The organism is Paractinoplanes deccanensis (assembly GCF_016862115.1).
GTDB lineage: Bacteria > Actinomycetota > Actinomycetes > Mycobacteriales > Micromonosporaceae > Actinoplanes > Actinoplanes deccanensis.
This window is the reverse complement of sequence record NZ_BOMI01000146.1, coordinates 26,625-39,801: the sequence shown is the minus strand read 5'-3', so window position 1 is coordinate 39,801 and position 13,177 is coordinate 26,625. Positions and strand designations below refer to the sequence as shown.

13 protein-coding genes are annotated in these 13,177 nt (G+C 75.6%); 7 read left to right on the top strand and 6 right to left on the bottom strand.

Annotation, left to right across the window (positions count from 1 at the left end):
- Position 1: 1 nt before the first annotated feature.
- Complete coding sequence (locus Ade02nite_RS35435; protein ID WP_203773339.1) at positions 2-613, top strand: CBS domain-containing protein; 612 nt, start codon at positions 2-4, stop codon at positions 611-613.
- Positions 614-668: 55 nt separating this feature from the next.
- Here the strand turns inward: Ade02nite_RS35435 and Ade02nite_RS35430 are convergent, their stop codons facing one another.
- Positions 669-1,538, bottom strand: a complete 870-nt coding sequence (locus Ade02nite_RS35430) for a universal stress protein (protein ID WP_203773337.1) — start codon at positions 1,536-1,538, stop codon at positions 669-671.
- Positions 1,539-1,705: 167 nt separating this feature from the next.
- On the opposite strand from Ade02nite_RS35430, the gene Ade02nite_RS35425 reads away from it, so the two are divergent.
- The gene (locus Ade02nite_RS35425; protein WP_203773335.1) at positions 1,706-2,662 is read left to right on the top strand and encodes an Acg family FMN-binding oxidoreductase; all 957 of its coding nucleotides are present in this window, start codon (positions 1,706-1,708) and stop codon (positions 2,660-2,662) included.
- Positions 2,663-2,766: 104 nt separating this feature from the next.
- Here Ade02nite_RS35425 and Ade02nite_RS35420 read toward each other — a convergent pair whose 3' ends face one another.
- From Ade02nite_RS35420 to Ade02nite_RS35410, 3 genes are read right to left on the bottom strand one after another with little or no spacing between them, the layout of a single operon-like run.
- Entirely contained in the window at positions 2,767-3,633 is an 867-nt protein-coding gene (locus Ade02nite_RS35420; protein WP_203773333.1) for a universal stress protein, read from the bottom strand.
- An 11-nt stretch (positions 3,634-3,644) separates the two neighbouring features.
- Positions 3,645-6,299 carry a bifunctional acetate--CoA ligase family protein/GNAT family N-acetyltransferase gene (locus Ade02nite_RS35415; protein ID WP_203773331.1) on the bottom strand — a complete coding sequence of 885 codons (2,655 nt, stop codon included), beginning with the start codon at positions 6,297-6,299 and terminating at the stop codon, positions 3,645-3,647.
- A 2-nt stretch (positions 6,300-6,301) separates the two neighbouring features.
- Positions 6,302-7,168 (bottom strand): universal stress protein, encoded by an 867-nt coding sequence (locus tag Ade02nite_RS35410; RefSeq protein WP_203773329.1) that lies wholly within the window; start codon positions 7,166-7,168, stop codon positions 6,302-6,304.
- A 177-nt stretch (positions 7,169-7,345) separates the two neighbouring features.
- Here Ade02nite_RS35410 and Ade02nite_RS35405 point away from each other — a divergent pair, with 177 nt between their 5' ends.
- Positions 7,346-8,275, top strand: a complete 930-nt coding sequence (locus tag Ade02nite_RS35405; RefSeq protein ID WP_203773327.1) for a universal stress protein — start codon at positions 7,346-7,348, stop codon at positions 8,273-8,275.
- Between the two features lie 41 nt (positions 8,276-8,316).
- A complete protein-coding gene (locus Ade02nite_RS35400; protein ID WP_275409975.1) occupies positions 8,317-9,939 on the top strand; it encodes a SulP family inorganic anion transporter in 1,623 nt (540 codons plus the stop codon).
- Here the strand turns inward: Ade02nite_RS35400 and Ade02nite_RS35395 are convergent.
- Entirely contained in the window at positions 9,903-10,127 is a 225-nt protein-coding gene (locus Ade02nite_RS35395; protein ID WP_203773323.1) for a DUF1918 domain-containing protein, read from the bottom strand. The two genes, Ade02nite_RS35400 and Ade02nite_RS35395, sit on opposite strands and share 37 nt — an antisense overlap.
- A 262-nt stretch (positions 10,128-10,389) precedes the next feature.
- Between Ade02nite_RS35395 and Ade02nite_RS35390 the strand changes: the two genes are divergently transcribed.
- From Ade02nite_RS35390 to Ade02nite_RS35380, 3 genes are all read left to right on the top strand, one after another.
- Entirely contained in the window at positions 10,390-10,665 is a 276-nt protein-coding gene (locus Ade02nite_RS35390) for a DUF1876 domain-containing protein (RefSeq protein WP_203773321.1), read from the top strand.
- 3 nt (positions 10,666-10,668) lie between these two features.
- Positions 10,669-11,145: a hypothetical protein gene (locus tag Ade02nite_RS35385; RefSeq protein ID WP_203773319.1), complete on the top strand. Its 477-nt coding sequence runs from the start codon at positions 10,669-10,671 to the stop codon at positions 11,143-11,145.
- An 88-nt stretch (positions 11,146-11,233) separates the two neighbouring features.
- Entirely contained in the window at positions 11,234-11,734 is a 501-nt protein-coding gene (locus tag Ade02nite_RS35380; RefSeq protein WP_203773317.1) for a universal stress protein, read from the top strand.
- Between the two features lies 1 nt (position 11,735).
- Here Ade02nite_RS35380 and Ade02nite_RS35375 read toward each other — a convergent pair whose 3' ends face one another.
- Positions 11,736-13,160, bottom strand: a complete 1,425-nt coding sequence (locus Ade02nite_RS35375; RefSeq protein WP_203773315.1) for a bifunctional aminoglycoside phosphotransferase/ATP-binding protein — start codon at positions 13,158-13,160, stop codon at positions 11,736-11,738.
- Positions 13,161-13,177: the final 17 nt, after the last annotated feature.

Genomic DNA, 13,177 nt, shown 5'->3' with positions numbered 1-13,177 from the left:
CATGCGTGTCAAGGACATCATGAGCAGCCCCGTGCACACCGTGCGGCAGACCGCCTCGGTGGAGAGCGCGGCCGAGCTGATGGGCGCGCGATCGGTGACCGCCCTGCCCGTGGTGGACGACGCCGGCGGACTGGTCGGCATGGTCAGCGAGAGTGACCTGCTGTGGCACCGGGTCCCGCAGGACCCGACCGCTCACCTGCGCCCGCTGCCCGACATGGACCCGGAGAACCGGCCCGGGATGGTGCTGGAGGTGATGTCGCCGTACCCCCTCACCGCCCGGCCCGACACCGACGTGGCGGACGTGGCCGAGGCGATGCTGGAGAACGACGTGCGCAGCCTGCCGGTGCTAGAGGACGGCACCCTGGTCGGCATCGTGAGCCGGCGCGACATCCTGCGTGCCATGGTCCGCAGCGACGAGGTGCTCGCCCGGGAGGTGCAGCACCGCCTCGACGAGTACGCCGACGGCGGCGTGCGCTGGACGGCCACCGTCCAGGGCGGCGTCGCCCACGTGCGTGGCCGGTTCGGCGACGAGACCGAGCGGGCGGTCGTCACCGTGCTGGCTCGCACCGTGCCCGGCGTCGCCGGTGTGGAGGTCGAGGTCCTCGATCGGTGAGGCAGCCCATGGTGAACGGGGCCGGCCACGTTGCCGGCCCCGTTCGCTGTGCGGGCTACCGGACGATCGCCACCGGGCATCCCGCGTGGTGGACGAGGTGCCGCCCGACCGAGCCGAGCAGCAGGCCGGCGAAGCCGCCGTGCCCCCGGCTGCCGACGACGACCAGCTGGGCGGAGCGCGACCAGCCGGTGAGCAGGCGGCGGGCGGAGCCACGCCGCACCTGCGGCCGCACCGGCAGGTCCGGGTGCTTCTCGGCGAGGCCGGCCAGCGCCTCGGCGAGCACCCGCCGCTGCTCCTCGTCGCCCGACCAGGTCTCGTACGTCATGGGCAGCTCGGCGTTGAGCTCGGTGCCGTCGGCGTCGTCCCAGGCGCGCAGGGCCACCAGCTCGGTGTCGCGGCGGGCGGCCTCCTCGGCGGCGAACAACAACGCGTCCTGCGATCCGGCCGAGCCGTCGACACCCACCACCACCGGTCCGTCGGCGCGAAGCGTGCCGCGGACGATCAGCACCGGGCAGGCGCTGTGCGCCGCGGTCTGCACCGCCACCGAGCCGATCAGCAGGCCGGCCGCGGCGCCGGCGCCCCGGTCGCCGAGCACGAGAAGGTCGGCGGTCCGGCTCTCGTCGACCAGGACCGAGGCGGCGCCGCCGGGCACGACGGCCCAGGTGACCGGGAGCCCGGGCACCCGCCGGCGCGCCACCCTGGCGGCCGCCGTCACCAACTGCTCGGCGGCCTCCCGGTAGGCGGGGTAGGCGGGCGGCGCGATGGACGGCGCCATGGTCACCGCCGCCGGCACATAGATGAGGGCGTGCACGATCCGCAGCGGGCGACGGCGCTGGGCCGCGGCCTCGGCGGCCACCTCGACCGCGGTCACGCCGCGGGCGGATCCGTCCACCCCGGCCACGACCGGGGCTCCAGCGGTGTTCATGGTGGTCACCTCCACGCCGGCTGGTCCTCCGCCCTCATCGTCGCGCAGCGTGAGCCCGCCGGTCAGGGCCGGGCGGGCCGGTTCCGGCCGGGCCCTTCGGCCCTGGCCGCCCGACGGGTGCCGCGGTGTGGTGGAGATACCCCGGCAGGCCCGTGAGGGGAGGAGCCATGAGGAAGGTTCTCACCGAATGCGTCCGCGCGGCGACGAACGCGCCCTCGCTGCACAACAGCCAGCCGTGGCTGTTCCGGATACGCCGCGACACCGTGGAGGTGTACGCCGACACCGCGCGCCGGTTGCCGGTCCTCGACCCCGACGGCCGCGAGCAGCTGATCAGCGTCGGCGCGGCCGTGTTCACCCTCCGGCTGGCCATCGGCGCGGCCGGATATCGCCCGTCCGAGGAGCTGTTCCCCGAGCCGGGCGACCCCGAGCTGGTGGCCCGGGTGCGCGCCGGTGGACCCGCCCCGGTGAGCCCGGCGGCGGAGGCTCTCGCCGCGGCCGTCCCGCACCGTCACACCAACCGGTGGCCGTTCGCGCACACGCCCGTCCCCGCGCCGGTGCTCGAGCGCCTGCGGGACGCGGCGCGCCGGGAGGGCGCCGTGCTGACGGTCGCCGGCCCGGCCGTGCGCAACGCGGTGCTGGACCTGGCCCGGTCGGCCGAGCGGTGGCTGCGCGCCCGTCCCGGCTACGCCGAGGAGCTCGCGCGCTGGACCGGGCGCGGTGTCCGGCACGACGGGGTGCCGCTGTGGGCGGTCGGCCCGTGGGACTCCCTGGAAACCGTGCCCATCCGCGATTTCACCAGCCTGGCCGAGCTGCCCCGGCCCGCCGAGCCCTTCGAGCCCTATCCGACGGTGCTGGTGCTGGCCACCGAGGGCGACGAGCGTGCCGACCAGGTGCGCGCGGGTGCGGCGCTGCAGCGGGTGCTGCTCACCGCGACCTGGCAGAACCTGGCGACGACGCCGATCAGCCAGCTCGTCGAGGAACCCGTGGTGCGCCGCGCGCTGACCGATCCGGGCAGCGGGCTGTCCGCGCAGATGGTGCTCCGGGTCGGTTACGGGCGCGTGGTCGGCGCCACCCCCCGGCGCCCCCTCAGCGAGGTGCTGCTGGGGCGCCGGAACGCGGGGTGACGCTCACTCGCGGCGTCCCCGGAGCGAGAGGGCGCCGGAACGCGGGGTGACCCTCACGCCCGGCGTCCCCGGAGCGAGGGGGCGCCGGGTACGCGCGGTGACGCTCAGGCCTTGCTCTCGTGCGCGATCGCGACCGGGCAGGCCGCGTGCCGCAGCAGATGCTGGCTCACCGAGCCGAGCAGAGCGCCGCGCACCGGCCCGCGGCCGCGGCTGCCGACGACGAGCAGCTGGGCGCCGAGGCCCGCTCGGGTCAGCGCGGTGGCGGGATGCTCCACCACCGCCTCGGCGTGGATCTCGAGGCCGGGGTGCTTCTCGTGCCACGCGGCGACCAGCTCGTCGAGGGGACGCCGCTCCGTCGCGGTCACGGTGCGGGTCGCCATCGCCGTCTCCTCCCAGAGCCCGGTGACGGGCTTCCAGGCCCGGACCACGTGCAGGGGCACGCGCCGGGCGAGAGCCTGCTCGACGGCGAACGCCATGGCCGCGTGCGACGAGGGGGAGTCGTCGACGCCCACCACGACGGGCGCGGTCGCCGCGGCGTCGCCGCGCACCAGCACGACCGGGCAGCGCGCGTGCGCGCTGACCGCCGTGCTCACCGAGCCGAGCAGGCCCGCCACCGCGCTGTGGCCCCGGCACCCCAGCACGATCAGGCTCGCGCCGGCGGACCGGTCGATGAGGGTGAGGGCCGCGCTCGCGTGCACGATCGAGATCGCGGTTCGGACGTCGGGGTGGGTCGTGCGCGCCGCGGCGACGGCCTCGCGCAGCATCGTCCGGATGGCTCGGTCGGTCTCCTCGTCCGGCCAGACCGAGGTGGCGGGCACCATCGAGGCCGCGGGCGCCCACACGGGCCATTCGTAGGCGTAGAGGAACTCGACCGGCGCGCCGGTGCGCCGGCCCTCGTCCAGTGCCCAGGTGGCGGCGTCCTGGGCACCGGCCGATCGGTCGTACCCACCGATGATTTTGCGAGTGGACATGGTGGCTCCCTTCAGGAGGACTGCGACCCGTTGAGGCGGCGCAGCAGCGCGTCCGGCTCCGCGCCCACCGGCGCGAGCCGCAGCTTCGCGTCCACGGCGACCACACCGCCGGGACCGGCCAGGACCGGGTTGAGGTCGAGCTCGGCGACCTCCGGGAAGTCCTCCGCGAGGCGGCCGAGGCGCAGCAGCAGGTGCTCGAGCGCGGTGGTGTCGGCGGCGGGTGCGCCCCGATAGCCGGTGAGCAGGGGAGCGCATCTCAGCTCGCGCCACATCCGCGCGGCGTCCAGGTCGGTCAACGGCAGCAGGCGCAACGTGCGGTCGCGGAGCAGGTCGGTGTGCACGCCGCCGGCGCCGAGGAGCACCACCGAGCCGAACCGGGCGTCGTGCGCGATGCCGGCCACCAGCTCGGTGCGCCCGCTGACCTGCGGCTGCACCAGCACGCCGTACCCCGGGCGGCCCGCGGCGCGCACGGTGGCGTAGGCGGCCCGGACCGCCGCAGGGCCGTCCAGGCCGAGCCGGACCCCACCCGTGTCGCTCTTGTGCACCAGCTCCGGATCGGCGGACTTCAGCACGACCGGATACCCGGCGCGCCTCGCCGCCTTGACCGCCGCCTCGGCGGTGCGCGCGTTCGCGGTGGTCAGCAGCGTGATCCCGTACGCGCCGAGGATCGCGCCGGTCCGCTCGTAGGACTGCCACCCGCCGCCGTCCGCGAGGGCCCGATCGATCTCGGCGCGGGCCCGCGAGACGGAGATGTCCGGCAGGCTCGGCCTGCGGCCCAGCGGGCGGCGGCGCCATTCGGCATACGCGGCGGCGTGCGCGAGGGCGCGCACGGCCCGCTCGGGAAGGTCGTAGACGGGCACCCCGCGGCTGCCGATCCGGCTGGTGCCGGCGCCGTCGCAGCCGATCAGCACCGCGGCGGCCGTCAGGCCGGGCCGGGCGTCGAGCACCGCCGACAGGGCGGACAGCAGCTCGCCCGGAGCGTTCGACTCGGTGCCGACGGCGATCGCGAGCAGCATGTCGGCCTCGCCGCTGTCGGCGATCGCGGCGGCCGCCCTCGTGAAGGCCTCCACCGACGCTCCGGCGCCCAGGTCGACGGGGTTGTCGGGGCCGCCGGCCCGGCTGCGGGCGGCGGAGCTCAGCGCGGGCACGGTCAGGCCGTGCACCTCCGCGGCGTCGGCGGCGAGCACGTTGAGCCCGCCCGCGTTGCTCACCACGGCGAGCCGGCGGCCCGTGGGCAGCGGCTGGCCGGTCAGCATGCGGGCCGCGTCGATCAGGTCGCCGAGCCCTTCCGGGCGCACGACACCGGCCTGGGCGAAGAGCGCGTCCACCGTGGCCACCGGCGCCGCGGCCGCCGCGGTGTGCGAGGCACCCGCGCGGATGCCGGCGCCGGTGCGGCCGCTCTTGAGGGCGAGGACCGGCTTGCGCCGGGCGAGGGCGCGCACGGTGCGGGCGAACTTGCGCGGGTTGCCGAACGACTCCAGGTACAGCGCCACGGCCTGGGTCGCCGGATCGTCGTACCAGTAGGCGATCAGGTCGTTGCCACTGACGTCGGCCTTGTTGCCCAGCGACACGAAGGTGGAGACGCCGAGGCCGGCCAGTAACGCGATGCCGACCGCACCCGACTGGGCGGCCACGCCGAGCCCGCCGGGCCGCGGCGTGCCGGGGGCGAAGCTCGCGTCGAGGCGCACCCGGGGATCGGTGTTGACGACGCCGAGGCAGTTCGGCCCGACCAGCCGGATGCCGTGCCGCCGGGCGAGGCGGAGCAGCTCGTGCTGGCGCCGCCGGCCCTCCGGCCCGTCCTCGCCGAAGCCGGCGCTGAGCACGATCGCGGCGCGCACCCCGACCTCGGCCCCCTCGGCGATCACCGCCGCGACGTGCTCCGCCGGGACGGCGACGACCAGCAGCTCGACCGGGGGCGGGAGCTCCCGCACCGAGCGGTACGCGGCCCCGCCGTTGCGGTTCACCGCGTACAGGGTGCCGGTGAAGCCGTACTCCCGAAGCTTTTTCAGGGTCTCGTGTCCGACGCTCCCGGGCCGGCGCCCGGCGCCCACGACCGCCACGGAGGCGGGGGAGAGCAGGGCACGCAGCGAAGCCCGTTCGGCGGCCCGGTCGCGGACGTCGACCGCGCTCTCGGCCGCCTCGTCGCCGATCGTGTCGAGGCCGACGTCCACGATGCCGTCGCCGAAGCGCGACCAGGCGTGCGCGCTGAGATCGCGGGCGACGCGCAGCATGGCGAAGTTGCCGGGCAGGACCTCGCCGACCAGCTCGCTGATGCCCCGGCCGTGCGCCCGGGCGGCCAGATGCTCCAGCAGGAGCGTGCCGATGCCACGGCCGTGATCGGCCTCGGCGACGAAGACGGAGAACTCCGCGCGGTGCCCGATGTCGTCGGTGCGCTCGCAGGACGCGACACCCACCACGCGCTCGCCCTCCAGGGCCAGCATGGCCAGATGCCGGTCGCTCTCCGGGCGGCAGAGCCGGTCGACCTCGGCGGCGAGGGTGTGCGCGCTCGGGTGCGCGAAGAAGCGCAGCCGCAGGCTGTCGGGGGTGGCGGCGTCGTAAAGCGCGGCCAGGCCCGGCCGGTCGGTGGGCGCGACCGGCCGGATCGTGACGATCCCGCCGTCGGAGGCGAGGGCGTCGGCGGTGTCGAGGAGCAGGTCGGCGGGCATCGTCAGGCCTCCGGGCGGGCGACGAGGACCGGGCAGCCGGCGTGGTGCAGCAGCTGGAGCCCGGCGGAGCCGAGCAGCGTCCCGCCGACGACACCGTGCCCGTGGCTGCCGATGACGACGAGCTGCGCGTTCGCGGAGGCCCCGACGAGCGCCGCGGCGGCGCCCTTGTGGGTGATCACGAGCCGGGTCGTCACCCGCGGGTACTTGTCGGCCCAGGGTTCCAGCAGCTCGGTGACCCGGTCGCGTTCGGCCTCGTCCTGCGCCGGCGTCTCGAGGTCCGGCGCCCGCACGCCGGCGAGCCAGACGGGGATCACCGGCAGGTACGACCGTAGGACGAGCAGCTCGGCGCCGCGGGCGGCCGCGGCCTCGAACGCCGTCCCCAGCACCGCCTCGGCGCCGGGGGAGTCGTCGACTCCCACCACGACGGGCCCGTCCGGTGTGGGCCGGCCGCGGACGACGACGACCGGGCACGGGGCGTGCAGGGCCATGCGCCGGCTGACCGAGCCGAGCAGCAGCCCGGCGAAGCCGCCCCGGCCGCGGCTGCCCACCACGAGCAGGGCGGCGCCCCGGGAGACCTCGGTCAGGCGGGGGCCGGCGTGCCCGATGAGCGTGTCCGTCTCGACGTCGATCGCCGGCGCCACCGCCAGCGCGCGGTCGCGGGCGGCCGCGACGACACCCTCGGCGAGAAGCCGGGCGACGTCGATGTATTCGTTGCCGATGTCCAGGCGGGACTCGCTCCAGTCCCAGTCGAAGGCGTGCACGATGCGCAGCGGCGCCCCGCGCCGCAGCGCCTCGCCCGCTGCCCACTCGACGGCCGCGGTGCCGCATGCGGTGCCGTCGGTGCCCACGACGATGCTCGGATTCCTCATGACGGCTCTCCCTTCGATCTGTTTCGATCGTCGGGCGCGCCGGTGTGCCGGGTCAGGGCGCGTGGTCCCGTGCGGAAGGGCTGAAGGTCCCGATCACGCGCCGGCGGGACGAATGGCCCGGGCACAGGTGCTCACCGGCCGTGACCCCAGCCACCGTGGCGCGCCTAGCCTGCGACTATGCACAGCGACGTGTCGACACCCCGGAACCGGCCGGTGATGGTCGGTGTGAACGGCTCGCGCTCGGGTCCGGCCCTCGTCGATCTGGCGGCGGCCGAGGCGGCCCTGCAGCGGGCCCCGCTGCTCCTCGTGCATGTCTGGCCGGGGCGATACACCGGCGCCTATCGCGGCCGGGGCGCCGTGCCGTCCCGTGCCGACGCCCGCCGGCTGCTCGACCTGCTCACGAGCCGGGCGCGGCTGACGGCGCCGCGGATCCGCGTGCACACCGAGCTGTTCGACGGCAACGCCGCCAACCTGCTGACGCAGGCCTCGGACCGTGCCCGCCTGCTCGTCGTGGGTCACCGCGACGACGCCTACTCCCGGCCGGCGTGGGGCTCGACCACCGCCTACCTCGCCTACCACAGCGCCTGCCCGCTGATGGTCTACCGCGGGACGGTCCCGGCCGACGGGCCGGTCGTGGTGGCGGCCTCGGCCCGGCCCGAGGGCGACAGCACCCTGGGGTACGCGTTCGCGCGCGCCTCGCTGGCACACGCGCCGCTGGTCGCGGTGCACATGTGGACGCGGCCCGGCGCCGAGGAGGGCACGCCCGTGGCGGTGCCGGCCGGCGCGTACGCCGAGGAGCGCGCGGCGGCCGAGCGGGCCCTGACCGAGGCGCTCACCGGCTGGACGGAGCGGTTCCCGGGGGTGGCGGTCGAGCCCCTGGTGGTAAACGACTTCGACATGGCGTTCACCATCGAGCGGGCCCTGCGCCGCGGCCGTCTGCTGATCGCCGGGACAGGGCGCAGCGGCAGCTTCGCCGAGCTGCTGTGCAGCGCCCGGCAGTCACGCGCCGGCGCCCGGGCGACGAGCCCCACCGTGCTGGTTCCCCCCGGCTGGTCCGAGACCGCCGGCGACGCGACCGCCGCGACCGGCCGCGCGACAGGATCGTGACGACAGGCCTCACCGTCCTCGCCCACTACCGGCGAGGGTGACTGCGCGGTGACGTCCTCGCCGCGCTCACCGTGGCCGCCTACCTGGTGCCGCAGGTGCCGGCGTACGCCGGCCTGGCCGGGCTGCCACCGGTGGCCGGGCTGTGGGCGACCGTTCCCGCGCTGCTCGCCTACGCCCTGCTGGGCACGTCGCGGCTGTTGTCGGCCGGCCCGGAGTCGACGACGGCCCTGATGACGGCGGTGGTGGTGGGCCCGTTGGCGGCCGGTGACCCGGCGCGTTACGCGGGTCTCGCGGCCGCGCTGGCCGTGACGGTCGGCGCGCTGTGCCTGCTGAGCCGGCTGCTGCGGCTCGGTTTCGTGGCCGACCTGCTGTCCCGGCCCATCCTGGTCGGCTACCTCGCCGGGGTCGCGGCGATCATGGTGGCGAGCCAGCTCGGCAAGCTGACCGGGGTTGCCGTCGAGGGCGGCTCGTTCTTCGCCGAGCTGGCCTCGTTCGGTGCGGGGCTGCCCGGGCTGCACGTGCCGACGGCGATCTTCGCGGTGGCGGTGCTGGTGTTCCTGTTCGGCGTGCAACGCGTGGCGCCGCGCGTGCCCGTACCGCTGGCCGCGGTGCTTCTGGCCACCGTCACGGTGGCGCTGTTCGGGCTTCAGGAGCACGGCATCGAGGTCGTCGGCGCGGTGCCGGGCGGGGTTCCGCTGCCGGCCGTGCCGGATCTGAGCGAGATGGCGTCGCTGGTGCTGCCCGCCGCGGGCGTGCTCCTGGTGGGCTACAGCGACACCATCCTGACGGGGCGGTCGTTCGCCCGTTCCGCCGAGGAGATCGACGCGAACCAGGAGCTGGTGGCCCTGGGCGTCGCCAACGTCGCCGCCGGGTTCTGGCAGGGGCTGCCGGTGAGCAGCAGCGGGAGCCGGACGGCGCTGGCCCGGGCGGCCGGCGGGCGCACGCAGGCGTACTCACTGATCGTGCTGCTGCTGGTCCTCGCGACGCTGCTGTTCGCCGGTCCGCTGCTGACGTCGTTCCCGACGGCGGCGCTCGGCGCCATCGTGGTCTACGCGGCGTTCCGGCTCGTCGACGTGGCGGGCTTCCGCCGCCTGGCCCGGTTCCGGCGCAGCGAGCTCCTGCTCGCGATCGGCTCGCTGCTCGGGGTGCTGCTCTTCGACATCCTGTACGGGGTGCTGCTCGCCGTCGCGCTCTCCGTCGCCGAGATGCTCACCCGGGTCGCCCGCCCGCACGACGCCGTCCAGGGCCTGGTGCCGGGCCTCGCCGGCATGCACGACGTCGACGACTACCCGGCGGCGAGAACCGTGCCCGGGCTGGTCGTCTACCGCTACGACTCGCCGCTGTTCTTCGCGAACGCGGACAACTTCCGGCGGCGCGCGCTGGCCGCGGTGGCGGACCACGACGGCCCGGTGGCCTGGTTCGTGCTGAACACCGAGGCGAACGTGGAGGTCGACATCACCGCCCTCGACGCGCTGGAGCGGCTGCGGCGCGACCTGGTGGGGCGCGGCATCGTCTTCGCGCTGGCCCGGGTCAAGCAGGACCTGCTCGTCGACCTGGAGGCGTTCGGCCTGGCCGCCTCGATCGGCGCCGACCGCATCTTCCCCACGTTGCCGACCGCGGTCGCCGCCTACGAGAAGTGGCGCGCTTCGTCGGGCGGCGCCTGATCGGCGTCGCGCTCGATCCGTGCCTCGGCACCCGGGAAGATCAGGGTGGTGCGGCCGTCGTCGAGCCAGCGGACCTCGTACGGCGGCCCGCCGTCAGCGTGGCTCACCGCCGTGATGACGCCGACTCGGCGGGCGTCGCCGAGATGCGTTCCCTCCAGGACGATGCGGTCGCCGATCCGAGCGATCACCGCAGCTCACCTCCGATGTCCGGAACCCACCGGGTGCGGCGGCGACGGGGCCGGCTCCGTTGTCCAACGGTGGGGCTCACGGCGCGCGGGCCGTCTGTCGGTTCCCGGCCTCCGTGCCCTCCGTCATCCGGTGGGTTCGTCTCCAGCCTCGCCGAGCGCCGCGTCACCGGGCAGGGCCATTGGTCCTGTCCCGGGACCAACGGCCCTGTGTCCGCACGCCGCGCCCGCCTACACAGGAAGGAGAGAAACAGGAGGTGAGACCATGGTTCACACGCGTACCTGGACCGTCGAGATCAACCTCGTCGAGGACGAGGAACACCGCCGCACCAAGGCGACCGCGGTCCTGCACACCGACGCCCGCACGCCCGTGCGAGGCGAGGGCGAGGCCCGGCGTTACCCGGCCGACCGGGAGGTGCCGGAGATCGGCGACGAGCTGGCGACGGCGCGGGCGCTGGCGGATCTCGCGTACAAACTCCTCGACGTGACGGCCGGCGACATCGAGCAGTTCACCCACCGCCCGGCGCACCTCACGGGCTGACCGATGCGAGCCGCACCAGGCAGGCGGTGGCGCCCCCGTGGCGGCGCCACCGCGGAGGAGACGGCCAGGACGCTGCCCGGTGACCGCCTGCTGCCCCGGCCCGACGTGGTCTCCACCCGGGCCGTCACCATCGACGCCCCGGCGTCGTCGGTCTGGCCGTGGCTGGTGCGTCTCGGCAGCGACGCCCTGCCGATCGCGCCGTGGCCGGGCCGCATGCGGGTGGAGATCTGCGAGCCGGAGCGCACGCTGGTGCTCCGCACGGCCGACGGCGCCTGGGTGTGGTCGCTCTCGCTCTCCACCGTCTGGCTCAAGACCAGGCTGATCAGCCGCAACCGCATCGTCACCGCCGGGCGTCACGCGGCCTTCCTGCGCACCGAGCCGCGCAGGCTGCTCGTGGAACGCCGTCTGCTGCGCGACATCAAGCAGCGCGCCGAGAGCATCGCGCCCTCCGCCTGGTCTCCGCCTCTCCCTCGACCCTGACAGGACCTACGTCCTCACCGCATGCGCCCGACGGCCCGGGCGCCCGGCGCGGCGCGGCGGGATCGTCGAGGTGAGGGGAGGAGGAGAGATGGCAACAGCCACCTTGCCGCTTCGACCGGGGACGCGCGGCGCCGGGCGCACGACCGCCGGGCCGGTCGTGGTCGCGGTGGACGACGACGACAACGCCGGTGCCCTGCTGCGGCACGGGCGCCGGGAGGCGGGCCGGCTCGGGGTTCCGCTCCGGGTGGCGTACGTCTGGTCGGACTGCCGGCCCCCGGACTGCCCGCACCACCGCCGGTGCCACCGGGACCTCGGTGGCGCGAGCCGGCTGGTCGACCTTCTCGTCCGGGAGCACCTGGCCGAGCCGGGACCGCCGCTGGAGCGTGAGGTCCTGCACGACCCCGACCCGGCCGCCGCCCTCGTCGCGCTCAGCGCCGGCGCCTCCCTGCTGGTCATCGGCTCGTCGAGCGACCGTCCCGCCCACGTGGGAGCGCTCGGCGGCACGACGCGCGCGGTGCTGGGCCGCACCCGTTGCCCGGTGGCCGTGGTGCCGCACCGGCACCGGTCCGTCACCCGTCCGGCCTGGTGAGTCACATCTCGACGGCCCTGCTCGCGGACACCAGCGACCGGTCCGGCTCCTCGTCCGTGGCGATCTCGACGGCCTCCGGCCACGGGGCGAACGCGGCGCTCATCGCCGCGGCGATGACGGCGTCCGCGTCCGAGGCGCCGCCGTGCCGGTGCGCGAGCCGGTCCGCGACGGTGGCGGCGCCCGCCGTGCACCGGATCTCGCGCAGCGCGCTGTGGGTCCGCCGCGCGAGCTCACGCGCCGCCTCGCGGCGGCGGGGCGCGTACCAGGACGCGTCCAGCACCACGGTCTCGCCCTGCTCCAGGAGCCGGCGGGCACGGTCGAGCAGCTCCCGATAGGCGCGGTCCGTCCACTCCGCGGTGTAGATGCCCTCGCGGTAGGCGGCGGCCGCCGTGCGCTCCGGTGTCAGCCCGGCCAGTTCCTTGCGGACACGGTCACTGGACAGCAGCGTCGCGCCGAGCCGGTCGGCGAGCTGCCCGGCCAGGGTGGACTTGCCCGTGCCCGGCGGCCCGCCCACGAGGACGAGCCGCACCTCGCCGGCACGCAGGTGCCGCAGGGCGAGCAGGGTGTAGTCCGCCACGTCCGCCGCGGCGGAGGGATCGCCCTGGGCGTGCCGCAGACAGGCGACCTTGGTGCGCACATAGGCGCGGTACGCGATGTAGTGGTGCCGCAGCGACGCGGGCGCGGGATCCCCGCTGAACTCGGCGTACCAGTCCAGGAAGGCGCCCGCGAGCGGGCGTGCGCCCAGATGCTCGATGTCCATGGCGAGGAACGCCGCGTCGTCCAGCCCGTCCAGCCATCGCAGCCGGTCGTCGAACTCGAGGCAGTCCAGCGGGCGCGGCCCGTCCGGCAGGCAGAAGACGTCGTCGGCGATCAGGTCACCATGCCCGTCGAGGACGCGCCCGTCCGCCACCCGGCCGGCGAACAGGGGGTCGCGCCCGGCGAGGAAGGCGTGCGCCCGGTCCTCCACCTCCTCGGCGCCGGCACGGTCGAGCACCCGGCCGGCGAAGGCGCGCAGCTGCCCGAAGGTGGCGTCCCAGCGGCCGAGCAGGGCGTCCCGGGTGCCCTCGGCCGAGATGTCCGGGCCGCGCCGGGCGGTCGTGTGGAAGACGGCCAGCATGCGCGCCAGCCGGCGCAGGTCGTCCGCGACCGGCACGCTGGCGCGGATCAGCGCCGACAGCCGGCGCTCCAGCGGCATCCGGCGCATCACCACCAGGTGGTCGCAGGGCTTGCCGTCCGGCCCGGTGACGTCCGCGACGCCGAGGTAGACGTCGGGTGCCGTCCTGCGGTTGAGCTCGACCTCGCGGTGACAGACCGCCTCCCGGTCGGCCCTGCGGCGGAAGTCGAGGAAACCGAGGTCGACGGCCTTCTTGAGCTTGTAGACGCGGTCGCCGAGGAAGAACAGCACCGCGGCGTGCGTCTCGATCATCGCGGAGTGGTCTGACG

Excerpts from the sequence above, each read along its gene's own strand:
- Ade02nite_RS35435 (WP_203773339.1), top strand. The coding sequence starts at position 2 with ATGCGTGTCAAGGACATCATGAGCAGCCCCGTGCACACCGTGCGGCAG.
- Ade02nite_RS35410 (WP_203773329.1), bottom strand. The coding sequence starts at position 7,168 with ATGAGGAATCCGAGCATCGTCGTGGGCACCGACGGCACCGCATGCGGC.
- Ade02nite_RS35425 (WP_203773335.1), top strand. The coding sequence starts at position 1,706 with ATGAGGAAGGTTCTCACCGAATGCGTCCGCGCGGCGACGAACGCGCCC.
- Ade02nite_RS35385 (WP_203773319.1), top strand. The coding sequence starts at position 10,669 with ATGCGAGCCGCACCAGGCAGGCGGTGGCGCCCCCGTGGCGGCGCCACC.
- Ade02nite_RS35415 (WP_203773331.1), bottom strand. The coding sequence starts at position 6,299 with ATGCCCGCCGACCTGCTCCTCGACACCGCCGACGCCCTCGCCTCCGAC.
- Ade02nite_RS35375 (WP_203773315.1), bottom strand. The coding sequence starts at position 13,160 with ATGATCGAGACGCACGCCGCGGTGCTGTTCTTCCTCGGCGACCGCGTC.
- Ade02nite_RS35430 (WP_203773337.1), bottom strand. The coding sequence starts at position 1,538 with ATGAACACCGCTGGAGCCCCGGTCGTGGCCGGGGTGGACGGATCCGCC.
- Ade02nite_RS35390 (WP_203773321.1), top strand. The coding sequence starts at position 10,390 with ATGGTTCACACGCGTACCTGGACCGTCGAGATCAACCTCGTCGAGGAC.
- Ade02nite_RS35405 (WP_203773327.1), top strand. The coding sequence starts at position 7,346 with ATGCACAGCGACGTGTCGACACCCCGGAACCGGCCGGTGATGGTCGGT.
- Ade02nite_RS35380 (WP_203773317.1), top strand. The coding sequence starts at position 11,234 with ATGGCAACAGCCACCTTGCCGCTTCGACCGGGGACGCGCGGCGCCGGG.
- Ade02nite_RS35420 (WP_203773333.1), bottom strand. The coding sequence starts at position 3,633 with ATGTCCACTCGCAAAATCATCGGTGGGTACGACCGATCGGCCGGTGCC.